Here is a 16,568-nt window from a genome sequence, read left to right on the forward strand (position 1 = left end):
AGAGTGTCTTTGTCCATCAAGGTGTCCACCTATGTTAAGTGGAAACCTCCATGCCTGACAGCATTTAAGAGAGGAAGGCGTATAGAAACTCGCGCTTACCTTACATCACCACCAGAAACCTCTGGGTCTCGGCTGGCGCCCATATCATCAACGACTGGGCAGGCTTCATCTTTGTGCTCGAACTCGGCCATGTGCCGATCAATCCGGAGGCGTAGGAGCAATCTGACGGCTGTCATCTCACACCAGATCTTCGCTTACTGGCATTCAAAAGAAGGAATAGGAAATACGAAAAGTTGCGATATCTCTCACTGGTATGGTCTTGCTATCCGCCCTGCCCGCTCAGGCGAACGATGTCCACCAGACAAAGTGCAAGGGCAACAGCGGTGCATGCATCGAAGAAGCACAGCGTGTCTGCGGTGGTGACTACCATGTCCTATTTAGTGAAAGCCACGCAGGCGGTCTGCTGGGTGACACTATTCCGGGGCCAGTGACCTGGTTCTCTCTAAGCTACGAATGCCCGAACTCTCGCGGCGAGCGACCGGACTTTCCGTTCCGAGGCAATACCTACTCGCCGCCGCCCGAACGGTCTGTCGAGACGACATCAAGGCAGCGAGTCTCTGTCGGAAACATGGGCAAGTTCTGCCAGGGTGAGGCTTCTTCCACCTTCGGTCGTAGACCTCAGGACATACTGACCCTTCCGGTCGAAAGAACGGGCGGCGGCTTCACGGTCTATGGGCAGTTTCCTCCAGAGGGCTCGAGGGTCACAACATTCGAGTGCAGGTTCGACTCGTCGGGAGCGTTCAGGCGTGTGGTTCGCGACTAGTGTTGCGGACAGTGCATGCGGCTCACCGCGATTAGACTTCTGCTCTAGCGAAATTGCTGCATAGGCAGCATGCCTTGAATCGGCATTCCGCATCATGACAAGCCCGGTGCATTGTCATAACTGGAAATAGAAGGCAGCAAACGGGAGGTCCGCTTGCGACGCTCAAAGATTATCGCGGTTTCGTTCCTACTTGGGATACTGGGTGCCGGCGTTCCAATCTTCGGCATGCTCTGGATCACATGGGCTCTGGCCCGAAGTGACGAGCAGGCAATGCTCAACACTGTTGCAGAGCGTATCCTGGTTCGGGCAACGCGCGCCGCATCGGAAGCGGAAGCTGCAATCACCATGCTATCCAACAGCGATGACGAACCTTGCTCAACCGCAAATATCGCTCTGATGCAGCGTGAAGTCTTCAATACACTGACGATTGAGGAAATGGGATATCTTCAAGACGGAACTCTACGATGCACGTCCTGGAACACGCTTCTCAATCTTCCCGAGACTACTCCGGACTTTCGAACGGAAAGTGGCTTGGACGTGACCTTTGCCCTGAGGCCAGCCCTCAAGGGTGGCACTCCCAAGCTGGCCTACAGAAAGGACAACTATAACGTCCTTGTCGATCCTGCTCGATTTGTCGACGTGATCACGGAACAGAAAGTACATATGGCATTGGCCGCAAGGGACGGCCGCATCTTCGCGCATACCGAAGCTGCCGATCTAGCGGCAATCCGACGGATTGTCGCCCAGCCTCAATACGCCCCTGATGAAACCTACGCTTACGGGGTCGTTAAATCCGACGACTGGATCGCTATCGCCCTTGAACCGCATCCAGCGCTGTTGAGCACGTTGCGACGAGAGCAACTCCTCATGCTTCCGCTTGCTCTCATGCTCGCGGGCGTGATGGTGGCGACCGTAGTCTGGTTTTCCATACAGAGGCTGTCCATGCGCCGCGAGCTTGAGATCGCGATCCGCAAGCAAGAGTTCACAGTCCACTACCAGCCACTTATCGACTTGAAGACAGAGCAGTGTATTGGCGCGGAGGCTCTGGTACGGTGGAAGCGCCCTGACGGCAGTTGGGTTCGCCCGGATTTGTTCATCCCTGTCGCGGAACAGTCAGGGCTTATCCAGAAGATTACTGCACAGGTCATTGGCAGGATTGGGCAGGACATCGGTCAGATTTTGTCCCAGAATCCGTCCTTGCATATCGCAATCAACCAGTCGGCTCAGGACCTCGCCGACGGTGGCTTTCTCCAGCTTATCGACGGACTTGTTCGGGACCATCGCCTCGAACCGAACCAGATCTGGCTAGAGGCAACGGAGCGTGGCTTCCTCGACTATGCCGCAGTCAGGGAGACAATCTTGCGAGCACACCAGTCCGGCTATGTTGTCTGCATTGATGATTTTGGAACTGGTTACTCTAGCCTCCAGCATCTCGAGCAGCTTTCCTTTGATGTCCTGAAGATCGACAAATCCTTCGTTGACAGTATTGGTATCTCATCGCCGAAAAGTATGGTGATCCACCATATTATTGAAATGGCGAAATCGCTTGGAGCCCGCATCGTAGCGGAGGGTGTGGAGCGGTCTGGACAAGCGGAATACCTCAAGGCAAAGGAGGTAGAATTCGGACAGGGATGGCTGTTCAGTCGAGCATTGCCGAACGACGAATTTGCCGCTTATCTCCAAGAGCGCTCCACCATCGCTCAGGAAAAATCCCTTGTCTGAGCAGCAGGCACGGCTGTGCCAACCTTGGCTGCCTACACTACCGTTTATCAAAAAACGTCAGGTTTCGATGTCACTGGTGATGAGGACCTGCGCAGTGGGCGGCCGCGAACATAATGACTTGGAATAGATCCCATCGAATAAACTACTTCGCCTTCTCTCTGGCTTTTTGACTTGGATCTGTCAGTTCTCGGGTGATGATTGTTCCAGTTCTTCATTTCGCTATGATCCGGCATACCTGATGCTCAAAACGTTATCGGGCGCTATGAGGCATCCTTGTACTGAGGCACGGGCGTAGATCTTGATGTCCGAGAGATTACAAAATTGAGCTCGGAATTCACCATTAGCAATTTCTTCTTTTCCATTTCAAGGAAGGATGCGACGTATTTGTCGAGAAAAGACAGTTGAGAAGAGACATGAGTGAAACTGCCAATCGACCCAGAATTAACCGCGTTAGCCTGCAGGAGCTCATAGGTGGGCTGAGTGACGGCATCATGCTTGTCGAACAAGATGGGCGCATTGCGTGGGCCAATACTGCCGCAATCGAAATGCACCGCGTGGACGGGATCGATGATCTTGGCGGGAACACTGCGGGCTATCGGCGGAACTTCACGCTACGGTATCGCAACAATCATCCACTTGAGGAAGGCCAGTATCCGATTGAGCGCCTCTTGTCCGGCGAAACGGTCGATGATGTCACGGTCGAGGTATCGCCGTCAGGCGATCTTGATTTGGTATGGGTTCACACCATTCGCAGCATGGTCATCGCCGATTCCGGCGACAAACCGGATGTGCTAGCTCTGATCATGCGCGATGAAACGCCTCGTTTCGAAGCAGAGGAGCGGTTCGAACGTTCGTTCAACGCAAATCCCGCACCTGGGCTCATCTGCCGTCTTGAAGACCACCGTTTTATACGCGTTAACCAGGGTTTTCTTGAGATGACGGGTTTCGCCAAGGAAGATGTTGTCGGGAAAACCGTGCAGTCCATTGGCTTGTTCTCAAACTGCGAAACGGGCGAGGACGCATTGCACAAGCTCAGCGAGGGTCGGGTGATCCGCCATCGCGAAGCGCTTGTTCCGCTTCCGGACGGTGGGGATCGGCTTGTTATCGTCGCCGGCGAGCCCATTGCTGTGGTTGAAGAGCCGTGCATGCTGTTCACCTTCGCTGACCTCGACGCCCGTCGAAAAGCACAGAATGCATTGCGGCAGAGCGAGGAGCGGTTCTCCAAGTCGTTCCGGCTTTCGCCAGCACCCGCCGCCATATCACGGCTAGACGATTTTGTGTTCACGGAGGCTAACGACGCTTTCCTGCAGATTTCAGGCTACGGCCTGACGGAGGTCGTAAGCCGAACGGCCGGCGAACTTCACCTGTGGGAGGATATATCCGCACGGCGCGCGCTGGAGCAGAAGCTGCGCGATAACACCTTTATCCGAAACGAGCCGCTGCGCATGAAGCAGAAGGATGGCGGCATGGCCGATTGCCTCGTTTCCGCAGAGCGGGTCGAGATCAATGACGAGCAATGCGTGATCTGGGCTCTTCAGGACGTGACCGAACGCAGGCGCAGCGAAGCGCAACTGGTGGAGGCCATCGAGAGCGTCATGGCCGATACCTCCTGGTTTAGCCGCTCTATCGTCGATCGCCTCGCGACGCTCAAGCAGGGTTCAGCGGTTCCCCCAACTGCGCAACTTATGGAACTGAGCGATCGGGAACGGGAAATACTCGGGCTGATCTGCAACGGCCAAAGCGACGCGGAGATGGGAGACAGCCTGCACCTATCCAAGAATACCATCCGCAACCATATCGCATCACTTTACGGAAAAATCGGGGTAAATCGGCGCGCTGCAGCAGTCATATGGGCACGCGAGCGTGGCTTTACGGGCGGAACGGAAGCGAAATCCAAGGAACGCAACGGGAAAAAATAACGCTGAAAATGACATTCACCCCGTAAAAAGGTCATTTGATACTAATTGCAATAGTACTTTCCAATCTGAAATTCCATCGCCAGTCGTTCTATCTGCTTCATCATGACGCCGGCACATCCGGGGTCAGATGATCGAAACGCTGTCTATGGAAAGGATGTATCATGGATAAGAACCGTATCGAGGGTGCCGCAAAAGAACTGAAGGGCACAATCAAGGAAGCTGCTGGCAAACTCACCGGCAACAAGAAGCTCGAAGCGGAAGGTAAGATCGACAAGGCAGCCGGTGAAGTGCAGAGCACAGTCGGTAAAAGCAAGGACTCGGTCAGGGACGCGCTGAAGTAACAGAAGCGCTTCAACCGGGCTCGCCATGACTGGCGAGCCATATCTCCCATCCAAGGTCAATCACTATGCTATTTCCGCTGTTCTCGAGCGTGGTCACGCCCGCTGCAGACTTTGGCGCCACCACCGCAGCGATAAAATGCCTGTTGGCTTATACCAGTGGCCTCGAAGACTGCCAGATCGATGTTGAAGTCATTGACGGGACCATCAAGCTCACCGGCACAGCTCCATCCCAGGAGGCCGCACACGCGGCCACCGCCCTCGCCGCCGATTTCAGGTCGGGGCGGGTGACATGCAGCATCCAGGTGATTGGCCATCCAGCTTGAGACCGGCACGAAAACGCTCGATCAAGCAATCAGAAAAGGAACGTAATGTGAAAAAGACGCTCTTACTCGCACTGGTCAGCACCCTCGCTATCAGTTCCGTCGCTTCGGCAGCAAGCACGCATCACAACAAGAAGCAGAACAGTCAGCCAGTTGCGTCGCAGACCAAGGAACGCGTCGGCACCCTGTCCTGCGAAGTCGCAGGTGGTATCGGCCTATTGCTCGGCTCCAGCCGTACTGTGGAATGCCAATTTAAACAGCGCACAGGCAAGGTTGAACGCTACACCGGAACGATCGGCAAACTCGGAATCGACATTGGCGTCACGGGAAAATCCTATCTGAGCTGGATCGTTGTCAATACGACGCCAAGCGCCGTCGGCGAAGGCAGTCTTGCCGGAACGTATGTCGGCGCATCGGCAGGCGCATCGCTCGGTGTAGGACTTGGTGCCAACGCCCTGATCGGCGGCAACGCAAAGAATTTTGGACTACAGCCGCTCAGTGCGGAAGTGGGATCGGGTCTGAATGTCGCCGCCGGTGTATCCCGCCTGCAATTACGTAAAGCGAGCTAAAACACCAGCCACTCGCGTTGCATGGATCGAGATGGACCATTTAGCAGGACCACAGCAACGCGAGTGAGCTTCGCATTAAGCAGTACGAATGAGAGGGACTTTGGTCTCTGTTCATGGATATCAGAAGTGCGCGGGTAAGCTGGTGGATAACGCGAAACCGCATGCCGAAGGCAAGGGCGGCGCTTCTTCGTCACGTTCCACTCGAAATCTTCAACGGTCATGCACCAGTGTGGATTCGAACGCAGTGACCTGCACTTACCTGTCATCAATCCATTCGGAATGCCCGTGTTCGTGTAATGGTGAGACTCTTGATCCTCAATTGCGGTGTCGGCAACCACGATATGGTCAGGGATCATCACTTTCGCTCATTCGGTGTGGAAATTGCTTTTAATGACTTCGTGAGCGGCTTCGCATCCCTGAGTCTCTTGAAGGACTATCCTGTCACTCGCCTGAAGATTGATCGTTCGATCGTCAGCGGCAGCGAGGGCAATAAAAAAGACGAGGCGATCGTTGAAGCGGTCGCAGAACTTGCGGCGGGATTTGACCTCAAAGTTATTGCTGAAGGCATTGAGACCGTCGAACAGGAACGTCTCATGCAGCACTATGCATGCGATGAAGGACAGGGGTATCTGTACGGCCGCCCGATGAAGGCGAGCGACTTTAGACATCGTTATCTTACGACTGCTACGAACCAAAGTGCAGTAGGCGTTTGAACTTAAGCTCGTCAAATAACTGATCTAGCTTTCGGCGCTCAAAAATTTAGACCGGCGGAGGCCGCAAGCTCTTGAACCATTTCGAACCGCCAAACATTCCATAGGTCTTCGTCGCGTCAAATCAAAGCATTTTGGAGAGCGAGCTGGTTTCTGACATCGTAAGCTGAAACGGAGTTCGATTGAGCCCGCAAGGCCGCTGTTGTGCCAGCGGCATGACCAGTCACGAAGGCTGTACCCATCACGCGTAAGGAGCCGTAGGCGGCGGTATCTGCACCGACAACTCGGCCAGCGAGAAACAGATTGTCCGCGCCAGCAACCTCGACGGACCGCATCGGTATATCGGCAAAACCGTCACCGCCAAGATCGATGAAACGCGCTCGTCCAGGCGCTTCGTGAACCTCCATCGGCCAAGCGGCACGACCGATGCCGTCGTCGCGACGCTCACCTGTTTCAAGGGCCCGACCGGTCAAATCTTCGCGCGAACGTGGGCGACGTGTTTCACGAATACCAATTTGCGGTCCCGTAGCTGCTATGAATGCATTCTCGAAGCCCGGCATCTGTCGCAGTAATTGCAGGTTCCTCCAAGCCTCCAGACGCGCCTGGCGCTCAGCCGCGCCTAGACTGGCACCGCTTAGACCGTCGGTCTCAAGATCGATCGTCATCCACCAATAATCGTTCGAGATTGGCAGCCGCAGCATCACACCGCCGTCCAAACGGTGGATTGGGCTAACGGAGCTGGCATTGTGCTGTGCAATCAGTTGCGCCATTCGCACGCGGTCGAACGGCACGCCGGCGGCAACGCCACCAATGCGAACCGGCATCGAGGCAGGCTGGACGTGGTCGCCGGACAGGCTATTGGTCCTCATCTCCAGCCCCGCCAAGGACGCTAGCGTCGCCTCGCCGCTGGCGTCGACAAACGATTCAGCGTTAATTTCATAGCTACCCGCATGATCGGTGACCGTAATGGCGGCAATGCCGTTCGATTGTCGAGCCAGAGCGGTGACGCGACTGTGCAGCAGGACATCCAGACCAGAAACATCGGTCATCAGGTCGAAGGCAAATTTCACCGCCTCTGGATCCAGCATAACGATCCAGTTGCCGCTGCTCGATTTGATGGGCGCAACATTCTGGCCAATTTTTTCAAGCCTATCCAGCAACTCGCTGCCGATACCGCCTACCGCAAAAACAGGATTGGAGCCTTTGACAAAGAACCCGCAATAGGCAAGCACAAGCGAGTGAGCAGCCGCGCCGCCAAGGAAACCGTAGCGTTCTATCAGCGCGACTTTCGCACCCAGCCGGGCAGCCGCCACCGCCGCACTCATGCCAGCCGCACCACCTCCGACGACCACGACATCGTATCGACCACCACGCGTGTTACACATCCGATGGCTCTCCTTCGATGACGCCCATCGCCTTTGCGAGCGCAAAGAGCTGTGCCTTGGCCATTTCTTCTCCGGTCTGGATATTGAGGCCTCGCTGCCTCGCCAACATCAGCAGAGGTGTGATTTTTGGACTTGTCACGACATCTGCCACCAGCCCGTGCGATGGCATCAATGATAGGATGCTATCCGGCACCGGCAGAGGGTCGTCCGGCTGCATGCCGGAAGACGAAGCGTTGATGACGAGATCAAAAGCACGCTGGGGTATCGTCCCGCCAGATATCATGACGGATGGGAAAGCAGCGGCCAGCCGAGCGGACAAATCGGCGGCACAGTCTTCGTGGCGATCGGAAATATCCAGATGCGAAACACCCGCTGCAGCCAGCGCATAACCAATCGCACTGCCCGCAGCCCCTGCCCCGACCAGTAATATGGTTTTGCCTGCTGGTTCAAAACCATGCGCTCCAGAGGCCTTCAGAAACCCCAGCCCATCGGTCATGTCGCCGTAAAGCTGGCCGTCGGCATGTCGTCTCACCACATTTGCGGCGTCCAGAAATTGCGCTGTTGGACTGAGCTGATCGACAAGGCCTGCAACTGCCCGCTTGTGGGGAATGGTAACAACGAAACCATCAAGATTCTGCCAGCCACGCGCAGCTGAGACAAAATCGGCCACACTGTCGGGAACGAGATCAATGGCGATCATTGCCCTCTGCGCTCGCGCATCGGCAAAGTAGCGGTTGAAATTATCCGGTGACTTCACTTGAGCGATAGGTGATCCGATAATTGCCACCAGGCGTGTCTCGCTACCAATCATAACTATCACTCCCCGTTTAGCAAAAAAGATAGGAAGCAAAGACTATTGACGCCAATATAAATTTCGGCCGATGACATAACTGGGATTTATAGGATGGAGGCGATCGCACGGATGGACAATCCCAAGCTCAAAGAGCGGCAGATCGAGATTTTTCGGACGATCATGGCCACCAATTCGCTGACGGCAGCGGCCCGCCATCTCGGCGTGTCCCAGCCCAGCCTGTCAACCGCCATCAAGCGGCTGGAAGATCAGCTTGGCATCGGATTGTTTGCCCGTATTTCCGGCAGGCTTGTGCCGACGCGCGAGGCGGAACTCATTCTTGCCGAAGTCGAACGCGTTCACCAGCAATCAATGATGCTGTCGGATGTGATCTACTCGATCGCCCGAGGTGACAGCTCGATTTTTCGCTTCGGTTCGACGCCAAGCCTTGGTATGCGGCTGATCCCCAAAGCGCTGAGACGTCTGCAACAGGAGGGAGCGGCTGGCACCTATTACAGCGACTCTCTATCCCAGCGGGACGTCCGTGATTACCTTCTCTTCGGTCAGGGTGCCTGTGTCGCGACGATTGCGGAAGTCAACGATCCAGTTATCGAAACAGCACGGATCGCCAGTGCCGGCCTTGTCTGCGTGGTACCAGTTGACCATCCTCTCGCTGGCCGCAGATCCGTAACGCCGTCGGAACTGGCAAAGGAACCGCTCATCTCCTTCGGCCCCACAACTACGCATGGCGCTCTGATCGATGAGACCTACCAACGCTGGGGCGTGTCACGGACAACGGCGGTCTATGTCCATTTTGTCGAGGCTGCGCTGTCTTTTGTGACCGAGCGGATCGGCATCACCATTCTTGACGCCTTCTCTGCGATCGATTGCGAAACAAATGGGCTCGTGGCAATACCTGTCGAAAATAGCGTCACCGTTTCCGCCTATGTTCATATCTGCCGTCTTCGCCCGCGACAAACTGGCGTCGACAGCCTGATCAACGCATTGCGGGATATCGCCGCAGTTGCGATCAACTCACAAGCTGGACCGAAAACCGATGCATAGACGCGCAAACGACCTGTTTCCCGGTTTTAAAGAGACGCGCATCGAGACGTCAGACGTTGATTTTGCCGTTCTGACGAAAGGAAGTGGTCCCGCAGTCCTCCTGCTCCACGGCTATCCCCAGACCCGCACGGCATGGCATCGGATAGCGCCGGTACTTGCTGACACCCATACCGTGGTCGTTCCAGACGTGCCGGGCTATGGCGATAGCCGCATGCGTGCCAACTCACACGGTATGGGTTCCAAACGCCAGATGGCAAAAAACCTGCACGAGATGATGCTCGCACTGGGACATCAGCGCTTCGTCGTCATCGGTCACGATCGCGGTGGCCGGGTTGCCTATCGGATGGCGCTCGACTTTACCCAATCCGTCACGGCTCTCGTTTCTGTCACCGTCGTTCCGACACCGGAAATGTGGGAAGGTGCCAGCAAGGCTTTCGGCATGGGTGCCTGGCACTGGTTCATGATGGCCCAACCCGCACCGCTGCCTGAAACGCTGATGGCGGCGGATCCGCGTTTTCTCATCGACGTGACGCTTGGTAAGATGGCCGAGAATATCGAACGCATCCATCCCCTGGCGCTGGAAGACTACAGGCTCGCATTCGACAACCCCGATGTTCGCCATGCCATGTGTGAGGACTATCGGGCGGGCGCCACAGTTGACGAAGCGGACGATCTGACCGACCGCACTTCAGGCCGTAAAATCCAGGTGCCGGTTTTGGTGCTGTGGGAAAAAGACAGGCTCTATGGCGGAGGCCGCAAGCCGCTCGACATATGGGCTGATTGGGCAAACAGGATCGAAGGAACAGGCATTGGCGGCGGCCATCTGCTGCCCGAAACCGCTGCTGCCGAAGTGCTAGACCAACTCCTGCCATTCCTTGAGAAGACCACCAATGCCCCATGCTGAAGATGACAAAGAACCGGTTGCGCAGGGTTCTGGCGATGGGTTGCTGAGCCTGCGGCAAATGGAAGTGTTTCATGCGGTCATGCAGGCGCGCTCCATCACCGGTGCGTCCAAGGTTCTCAACGTTTCTCAGCCTGCCCTCAGCCGCACGATCCGTCGTATCGAGGACCTCTTGGCCATCGCACTCTTCACGCGCGACCGCAATGGCTTGGTACCAACGTCCGAAGCACTTGAAATATATGCCGAGATCGATCCCTTGATCCGGCAAATGACCGGTGTCGGCACGCAGATCGGCCGCATAGCTCGCGGCGAAACAGCGGTATTTCGCGTCGGTTCGACGGCAAGCGTTGCCCGTGCCCTCGTACCTCAGGCTTTGCGAACATTATCCGTCGAGGTTCCGGGAATAGAGCTTTTCTTCGACGTCTTGCCTGTCGATCAAATCGAGGAATATCTGATTACCGGACGCGGCGAAGCGGTGGTGACGATTGCCTCGCCCGACCATCCATTGATTGCCGTCGAGCATGTCGGGCGGGTCGATCTGGTGGCCGTTATTCACAAGAGCCATAGCCTTGCTGACAAACCCATAATTCGTGCTGCTGATCTCGCGGATATGGATTTCATCGCTTTCGCCGCAGGTGGCGCTCACCAAACCGTCGTTGATCTCTTTCTAAGCCGGGAAAAACTGAAGGTCAACACACGCGCAGTTGCGCGATTTTCCGATACCGCATTGGCGCTGGCGAACGAGGCGATGGGCATCGTGCTTGTCGACTACGTCACGACGCTTGGGCCAGTCGGCAGCAATCTCGTTGTCAGGCCCATCGAGAATGCACCGCAATTTTCGATATCGGTTCTGTGGAACCGTCGCCGCTCGCATTCGGCCAATTTGCGCAAACTGATTGAGATTCTGTCGCGACGATTAGCCGACCTGCCGCCTCTCGTCTGACGAAACGAGGCCATCGACATGCCTCAAAGGCATGGGAGACATAATCTTTGTTCGTTGTCTTCCTATTCAGTCGGTGGCAATGAAAGCCTAGGACGCTTTAGAGACGTCATCTTTGGGAGGAGAATTGGAATGAATGTATTTTTGAGCCGCCGTCAGGCACTTATCGGTATGGGCGCACTCGGCACTGCTGCAACCTTCGGCTTACCTGCCCGCGCTGCGATCCGAAACCTCGCCGTACTTCACCTTGCCAGCCACGCGCCCAGCTTCATCGCTTACGAGCGCGGCTACTACAAGGAAGCCGGACTGGATATCGATCTGAAATTCTTCGAGGCCGCCCAGCCGATGGCCGTAGCCATCGCTTCTGGCGATGCCGATTTCGGCGTCACCTCGATGAGCGGTGGTCTCATCAGCCTCGCCCAGAAAGACGCAATCAAAGTTATCGGCGGCGCGCTGACCGAGGAGAAGGGCGTTACCGGCGCGATTATCCTGGCATCCAACAAGGCCTATGAGGCTGGCCTCACGGACCCTTCCAAGCTTTCCGGCAAAAGCTTCGGCATCACCACGGCAGGCTCCTCCTTCCACTTCATGGCCCACAAGATTGCGGTCGCCAACAACATCAAGTTGTCTGATATGCAGTTGCGTCCGCTGCAGAAGCTGGGCGCCATCGTTGGCGCATTGACCACAGGCCAGATCGACGCCTGGGCAATCCAGCCGAACGTCGCCAAGAAAATGATCCGCGAAGGCGCTGCCAAACAGATCGGTCTGGTCTCCGACTACGCACCGGATTATCAGGTCACGACAGCCTTTACCTCCACAAAGAATGCGGCCAGTGAACGCGAGATGACGACAGCCTTCGTCAAAGCCTATTCGCGGGCGATTGCGGATTACAATGCTGCGTTCGTAGACAACAAGGCTGACGACGCCGAGCGCGATGCTCTGGCTAAAATCGTCCATAAATACGTCGAAAGCGACAGCCCGTTCGAAACCGCCAAGCAGAATCTCGTCGATGGCGCCATGCGCATCAACGCGGATCTGGCGCTGTCGCTCGGCAGTTGCGTTGAACAGCTTGATTGGTTCAAGGCGGAAGGCATGGTCAAGGACGCGATTACCCATGAACAGCTCTTCGACACGTCCTACGTCAAGACGATCTGATCAGACTGCTATTTTCGCGCAAGCCTCGAGGCGTTCGCATGGAGGACCTATGGACCTGAAGCTGAACAACATCAGCCACTCCTATGGAGCCGTAGAGGTTCTGAAAGACATATCGCTCGATATTCCACAAGGGCAGATCATCTGCCTGATCGGACCATCCGGCTGTGGCAAATCAACCTTGCTTCGGTTTCTCGGTGGCCTGGAGCGCCCAAGTGCAGGCGAGGTGTTGCAGGTCGGAAATCCTCCGCCCGGATCCCTCAATCCTCTCACCTATGTCTTTCAGCATTTTGCCCTGCTGCCGTGGCGTACAGTCGAAGGCAACATACGCCTTGTGCTTGAAGATCATGGCATCAGTGGGCGCGAGATGGATGAGATCGTCACAGACGTTCTCGACCGAACCCGCCTATCGGATTTCCGAAAGGCTCTGCCGAAGCAGCTTTCCGGTGGCATGCGCCAGCGCGTCGCAATCAGTCGCGCGCTGGCCGTTCGGCCAGCCGTCATGCTGATGGACGAGCCCCTCTCGGCGCTCGATAGCCAGACGCGCGAGTTATTGATGGATGATCTGGTCTCGCTGTGGACGCGGCAACCGTTTACATCGGTGTATGTTACCCATAACCTCAACGAAGCCGTGCGCCTCGGCCACCGTGTTGTCGTTCTATCTCGTCGCCCCGGCCAGATCAGGGAAATTGTCGATATCGACATTCCCTTATCCGACCGCCATCTCGGCGATCCCGTGCTGGAAGAAAAACAGAAACAGCTCTGGGACCTGATGCGCGATGAGGCCATGGCTGCCGACAAGGAGTTGGTCAATGTCTGATGTCATTCTGAGTGCCAATGCTCCTAAACCGGTCAGCAAGTCCGTGCCCGTGCGCCCCGTAGCATTTCGAGGCGGCGGCTTTGCACCTATCCCGGTCCGTGGCATGGGCATCGCGGTCTTCATCATCTTAATCGCGCTTGCCGAAATTGGAACCCGCAGTGGCTTCATTTCCAACCTGACATTACCACGGCCCTCCGCCGTACTCGATACCTTCGTGCAACTCTGGCAGACCGGTCTTTTGTGGAAACACCTGCTGCCGTCACTACAGCGGTTGTTCGTCGGTGCGTTCATGGGCATTGCGGTCGGCATCTCCGTCGGCGTCATGATTGGCCTGTTCAGCTATGTTCGCGCTGGTTTGGTGCCGCTGGTTGCCGCGCTGTTTCCGATTCCAAAGATCGCGCTTCTGCCACTCTTCGTCATATGGTTCGGCATCGATGAAACATCGAAATACGCTCTCATTGCCTTTGGCACATTCACGCCAACGGTGGTGGCAACCTACGGCGCAGTCGACAATGTCGATCGCACGCTAATCCGCATGGGACAGAGTTTCGGGCTGAGCTGGTGGTCGATCATCCGCAAGATTGTTCTGCCCGGAGCTTTTCCGGCCATCCTTTCCGGTCTGCGTGTGTCTATCTCGATTGCCATCATCCTGCTCGTCGCAGCCGAAATGCTGGGTGCGCAATATGGTGTCGGTTCCTACATCCTTGAAGCCGGCTCGCTCTACGATCTTGAAAAGCTTTTCGCCGGCGTCACGATCCTCTCGGTCATGGGCCTGATTGTAAATTTCGCCATAGGACAGGTCGAGAAGCACTTCCTGAGCTGGCGCGGCTGACACCAGAATTTACGAACGGAGATTTCAATATGCTGGCATTGCAAAAGGTCCGGCCCGGTACCGGCGTGGAGTTCACCAGGATTGAACAGCCCGACAACGTAGCCACAGGCGAGGTGCTGATCCGTGTGCATTCCGCTGGCATCTGCGGCACTGACCTGCATATCGCACAGTGGACTCCGGGCTACGAGTCGATGGAAAATGCTATGCCCGTCACCCTCGGCCACGAGTTTTCCGGCACAATCGAACGTGTCGGCCTGAATGTCCCGGTTGAGGCCATAGGAACTCGCGTCACTGCAAGACCCTCCACCACCTGCGGCCAGTGTGACCCATGCCTGAAAGACGATGAGGACAATTGCACGGCGCGCAAAGGCGTTGGCATCGGCAGAAACGGTGCCTTCACATCCTATGTCTGTGTTCCCTATAGCAATTGCCACAGGCTGCCGGACAGTATCGATATGGATGTCGCGGCACTGACGGAACCGATGACGGTTTGTGCGGAGGCTGTCGCAACGGCTGAGGTTGCGGCAGACCAGACCATTCTCGTCATCGGGCCAGGCTTTATCGGCCAGGGAATCGCGATCCTTGCTCGCTCGCGAGGCGCGAATGTTGTGGTTATAGGCCGCGATGATAGGCCTCGCCTCGACCGGCTGCGAGCCGCTGGTTTTGAACATCTGATCGATACGAGCGATGTTGAAATGGAAACCGCACTTTCGGAATTTGCGCCGTTCGATGCCATCATCGAAGCGGCGGGCGTGCCAACGCTCGTCGCCGCTACGATGCCATTCCTGAAGAAGCGTGGAATTTTCACCATCGTCGGCATCCATCCTGAACCCGCCGAAATCAATCTCACCTCACTCGTGCGCATGCACCAACAAATACGCGGTTCTTACAGAGCGCCGATTGCAAGTTGGGATGGTGTCATCAGCTTCCTCGATGGCCATCAGGATTTGATGCGGAATCTGATTTCGCACACCCTGCCTTTAAGCAACGCTCTCGATGGCTTTCAGGCTGCGCAAGACCATACCGCCTCTAAAGTCATTTTACGCATGGGAGAGGCTTGATGGCCGGAGCCATTCTCGCGATCTGGAACGACTATCCGGCAGCATTCGCCGAAGAATACGCCTCATGGCACACGTTCGAGCATGTGCCGGAACGTTTGACTGTACCGGGCATGCAGGCCGCGCGCCGCTACGTATCGGCCAGTGAAATCGAAACCTATTTCACGCTCTACGATCTTGAGGATCTGAACGTGATCGAACACCCCGCCTATATCGACCTCGTCCGCAACCCAACCCCCTGGTCGCTCAAGATGCGCCGACATTTCTCAAAGGTCCTTAGAATTCCAGGCAAGATCGCGACAACTGGCGGACATGGAATTGGCGGAGCTGCTAACGTGCAGGCTTTCTCCGTAGACCGTCGCGAAGCACAGACATGGGTGCTCGCACTCGAGACGATGTTGCGACACTTGATCACGCAGTCCCACCTCACCGGCTTCAGAGTAGCTCTTGCCGAACCGAACCAGATTTACGAGGTTTTTTCGCAGGACGAGAAGACTGACCCGGACACCATCAACGTCGTAATAATCGCCGAAGGCGAATCCATTCAATCGCTTGCAGCCTTGCAGGAGACATTGACCGAGCAGATCATAGCTACGCTCCAACCCCGCAAAATTCTGCGCAACGACCTTTTCACGATGTTGATCAACTATCGCGGCGACGAGTTTCCGACAGACCGATCGCAAATCGCTACACCGCAGACTTTGATACGGCAGTCGGATTTCACCGACCGATGACCTATGATTGATAAGTATCGCCTTGAAGATACTCGAACGCGTGATCCCGTCGTTCCGAAGAAGGCCGGTCCTTGGGGCCAGTCTTCTACGAGAGAACGAAGCTTATTGCGCCGCTTCTTCGATAAGGTCTGCCACCGCCTGAGGCTGCGAGACCATGACCACATGGGAGGCGCCTTCCACGACGACCGTGTGCTTAGAGCTAGCCCGCTCAGCCATGAAGCCGAGCGCCTTGGCAGGAATGTTCTTGTCGCCGTCACCATAGACAAAGTAAGACGGTAGCGCCTTCCAGGCCGGCTTGCCTGACTTTTCGGTCAGCGCCATCTCCGTGATCGGCCGCTGACCGGCCGCCATGAGGGCAGCGTCCTCGACGCCTAGATCATGTGCAAATTGGTCGTGGAACTTCTCCTGATCGATGGAGAGATCGGTACCACCATCGGCAAGCTTGACCGGAGCCGCAAGCGCCTGCCCAAGCGTACCACCCGGAAAC

Annotated in this window: 18 protein-coding genes; 15 read left to right on the forward strand and 3 right to left on the reverse strand. The window is 56.1% G+C overall.

The window, feature by feature from the left end; genetic code table 11:
• The first annotated feature begins 313 nt into the window (after window positions 1–313).
• The 7 genes from ACQZ51_RS23200 (at window position 314) to ACQZ51_RS23230 (ending at window position 6,407) form a co-directional block, all read left to right on the forward strand.
• Window positions 314–823: a hypothetical protein gene (locus ACQZ51_RS23200; protein WP_448780887.1), complete on the forward strand. Its 510-nt coding sequence runs from the start codon at window positions 314–316 to the stop codon at window positions 821–823.
• A gap of 153 nt (window positions 824–976) precedes the next feature.
• Complete coding sequence (locus ACQZ51_RS23205) at window positions 977–2,545, forward strand: EAL domain-containing protein (RefSeq protein ID WP_448780889.1); 1,569 nt, start codon at window positions 977–979, stop codon at window positions 2,543–2,545.
• A gap of 413 nt (window positions 2,546–2,958) precedes the next feature.
• Entirely contained in the window at window positions 2,959–4,464 is a 1,506-nt protein-coding gene (locus ACQZ51_RS23210; protein WP_448780890.1) for a PAS domain S-box protein, read from the forward strand.
• Window positions 4,465–4,625: 161 nt separating this feature from the next.
• Window positions 4,626–4,805, forward strand: coding sequence for a CsbD family protein (locus ACQZ51_RS23215; RefSeq protein ID WP_042618822.1), 180 nt, complete (start codon window positions 4,626–4,628; stop codon window positions 4,803–4,805).
• Between the two features lie 65 nt (window positions 4,806–4,870).
• Entirely contained in the window at window positions 4,871–5,128 is a 258-nt protein-coding gene (locus ACQZ51_RS23220; protein ID WP_448780892.1) for a BON domain-containing protein, read from the forward strand.
• A gap of 47 nt (window positions 5,129–5,175) precedes the next feature.
• On the forward strand, window positions 5,176–5,694 hold the full coding sequence (locus tag ACQZ51_RS23225; protein WP_448780894.1) for a DUF992 domain-containing protein: 519 nt from the start codon (window positions 5,176–5,178) through the stop codon (window positions 5,692–5,694).
• Window positions 5,695–6,002: 308 nt separating this feature from the next.
• On the forward strand, window positions 6,003–6,407 hold the full coding sequence (locus tag ACQZ51_RS23230; RefSeq protein WP_448780896.1) for an EAL domain-containing protein: 405 nt from the start codon (window positions 6,003–6,005) through the stop codon (window positions 6,405–6,407).
• A 116-nt stretch (window positions 6,408–6,523) separates the two neighbouring features.
• Here ACQZ51_RS23230 and ACQZ51_RS23235 read toward each other — a convergent pair whose 3' ends face one another.
• Together ACQZ51_RS23235 and ACQZ51_RS23240 are read right to left on the reverse strand one after the other, a co-directional pair.
• Window positions 6,524–7,789: an FAD-dependent oxidoreductase gene (locus tag ACQZ51_RS23235; RefSeq protein WP_448780897.1), complete on the reverse strand. Its 1,266-nt coding sequence runs from the start codon at window positions 7,787–7,789 to the stop codon at window positions 6,524–6,526.
• Window positions 7,782–8,600: a shikimate dehydrogenase family protein gene (locus ACQZ51_RS23240; protein ID WP_448780898.1), complete on the reverse strand. Its 819-nt coding sequence runs from the start codon at window positions 8,598–8,600 to the stop codon at window positions 7,782–7,784. Before ACQZ51_RS23240 ends, ACQZ51_RS23235 begins: the two co-directional genes overlap by 8 nt.
• Before the next feature lie 93 nt (window positions 8,601–8,693).
• Here ACQZ51_RS23240 and ACQZ51_RS23245 point away from each other — a divergent pair, with 93 nt between their 5' ends.
• The 8 genes from ACQZ51_RS23245 (at window position 8,694) to ACQZ51_RS23280 (ending at window position 16,081) form a co-directional block, all read left to right on the forward strand.
• Window positions 8,694–9,644 (forward strand): LysR family transcriptional regulator, encoded by a 951-nt coding sequence (locus ACQZ51_RS23245; RefSeq protein WP_448780900.1) that lies wholly within the window; start codon window positions 8,694–8,696, stop codon window positions 9,642–9,644.
• Window positions 9,637–10,548, forward strand: coding sequence for an alpha/beta fold hydrolase (locus tag ACQZ51_RS23250; RefSeq protein ID WP_448780902.1), 912 nt, complete (start codon window positions 9,637–9,639; stop codon window positions 10,546–10,548). Before ACQZ51_RS23245 ends, ACQZ51_RS23250 begins: the two co-directional genes overlap by 8 nt.
• On the forward strand, window positions 10,535–11,488 hold the full coding sequence (locus tag ACQZ51_RS23255; protein WP_243257611.1) for a LysR family transcriptional regulator: 954 nt from the start codon (window positions 10,535–10,537) through the stop codon (window positions 11,486–11,488). The genes ACQZ51_RS23250 and ACQZ51_RS23255 overlap by 14 nt, the downstream gene beginning before the upstream one ends.
• A gap of 129 nt (window positions 11,489–11,617) precedes the next feature.
• Complete coding sequence (locus ACQZ51_RS23260) at window positions 11,618–12,640, forward strand: ABC transporter substrate-binding protein (RefSeq protein WP_448780904.1); 1,023 nt, start codon at window positions 11,618–11,620, stop codon at window positions 12,638–12,640.
• 49 nt (window positions 12,641–12,689) lie between these two features.
• Window positions 12,690–13,457 carry an ABC transporter ATP-binding protein gene (locus tag ACQZ51_RS23265; protein ID WP_042618901.1) on the forward strand — a complete coding sequence of 256 codons (768 nt, stop codon included), beginning with the start codon at window positions 12,690–12,692 and terminating at the stop codon, window positions 13,455–13,457.
• Window positions 13,450–14,289 carry an ABC transporter permease gene (locus ACQZ51_RS23270; protein WP_192064902.1) on the forward strand — a complete coding sequence of 280 codons (840 nt, stop codon included), beginning with the start codon at window positions 13,450–13,452 and terminating at the stop codon, window positions 14,287–14,289. Before ACQZ51_RS23265 ends, ACQZ51_RS23270 begins: the two co-directional genes overlap by 8 nt.
• A gap of 29 nt (window positions 14,290–14,318) precedes the next feature.
• Complete coding sequence (locus tag ACQZ51_RS23275) at window positions 14,319–15,350, forward strand: zinc-dependent alcohol dehydrogenase (RefSeq protein ID WP_448780906.1); 1,032 nt, start codon at window positions 14,319–14,321, stop codon at window positions 15,348–15,350.
• On the forward strand, window positions 15,350–16,081 hold the full coding sequence (locus tag ACQZ51_RS23280; RefSeq protein WP_448780907.1) for a hypothetical protein: 732 nt from the start codon (window positions 15,350–15,352) through the stop codon (window positions 16,079–16,081). Before ACQZ51_RS23275 ends, ACQZ51_RS23280 begins: the two co-directional genes overlap by 1 nt.
• 102 nt (window positions 16,082–16,183) lie before the next feature.
• On the opposite strand, the gene ACQZ51_RS23285 is transcribed toward ACQZ51_RS23280, so the two are convergent.
• Window positions 16,184–16,568, reverse strand: a 385-nt coding sequence (locus tag ACQZ51_RS23285) for an alpha/beta fold hydrolase (protein WP_448780909.1), incomplete at its 5' end; no start/stop codon positions are given.

It is taken from the genome of Agrobacterium sp. CG674 (assembly GCF_053521645.1).

What these genes read in the sequence shown, in the direction of transcription:
- ACQZ51_RS23200 (WP_448780887.1), top strand. Translation starts at nt 314, where the DNA reads ATGGTCTTGCTATCCGCCCTGCCCGCTCAGGCGAACGATGTCCACCAG.
- ACQZ51_RS23210 (WP_448780890.1), top strand. Translation starts at nt 2,959, where the DNA reads ATGAGTGAAACTGCCAATCGACCCAGAATTAACCGCGTTAGCCTGCAG.
- ACQZ51_RS23215 (WP_042618822.1), top strand. Translation starts at nt 4,626, where the DNA reads ATGGATAAGAACCGTATCGAGGGTGCCGCAAAAGAACTGAAGGGCACA.
- ACQZ51_RS23220 (WP_448780892.1), top strand. Translation starts at nt 4,871, where the DNA reads ATGCTATTTCCGCTGTTCTCGAGCGTGGTCACGCCCGCTGCAGACTTT.
- ACQZ51_RS23235 (WP_448780897.1), bottom strand. Translation starts at nt 7,789, where the DNA reads ATGTGTAACACGCGTGGTGGTCGATACGATGTCGTGGTCGTCGGAGGT.
- ACQZ51_RS23240 (WP_448780898.1), bottom strand. Translation starts at nt 8,600, where the DNA reads ATGATTGGTAGCGAGACACGCCTGGTGGCAATTATCGGATCACCTATC.
- ACQZ51_RS23245 (WP_448780900.1), top strand. Translation starts at nt 8,694, where the DNA reads ATGGAGGCGATCGCACGGATGGACAATCCCAAGCTCAAAGAGCGGCAG.
- ACQZ51_RS23250 (WP_448780902.1), top strand. Translation starts at nt 9,637, where the DNA reads ATGCATAGACGCGCAAACGACCTGTTTCCCGGTTTTAAAGAGACGCGC.
- ACQZ51_RS23255 (WP_243257611.1), top strand. Translation starts at nt 10,535, where the DNA reads ATGCCCCATGCTGAAGATGACAAAGAACCGGTTGCGCAGGGTTCTGGC.
- ACQZ51_RS23260 (WP_448780904.1), top strand. Translation starts at nt 11,618, where the DNA reads ATGAATGTATTTTTGAGCCGCCGTCAGGCACTTATCGGTATGGGCGCA.
- ACQZ51_RS23265 (WP_042618901.1), top strand. Translation starts at nt 12,690, where the DNA reads ATGGACCTGAAGCTGAACAACATCAGCCACTCCTATGGAGCCGTAGAG.
- ACQZ51_RS23270 (WP_192064902.1), top strand. Translation starts at nt 13,450, where the DNA reads ATGTCTGATGTCATTCTGAGTGCCAATGCTCCTAAACCGGTCAGCAAG.
- ACQZ51_RS23275 (WP_448780906.1), top strand. Translation starts at nt 14,319, where the DNA reads ATGCTGGCATTGCAAAAGGTCCGGCCCGGTACCGGCGTGGAGTTCACC.
- ACQZ51_RS23280 (WP_448780907.1), top strand. Translation starts at nt 15,350, where the DNA reads ATGGCCGGAGCCATTCTCGCGATCTGGAACGACTATCCGGCAGCATTC.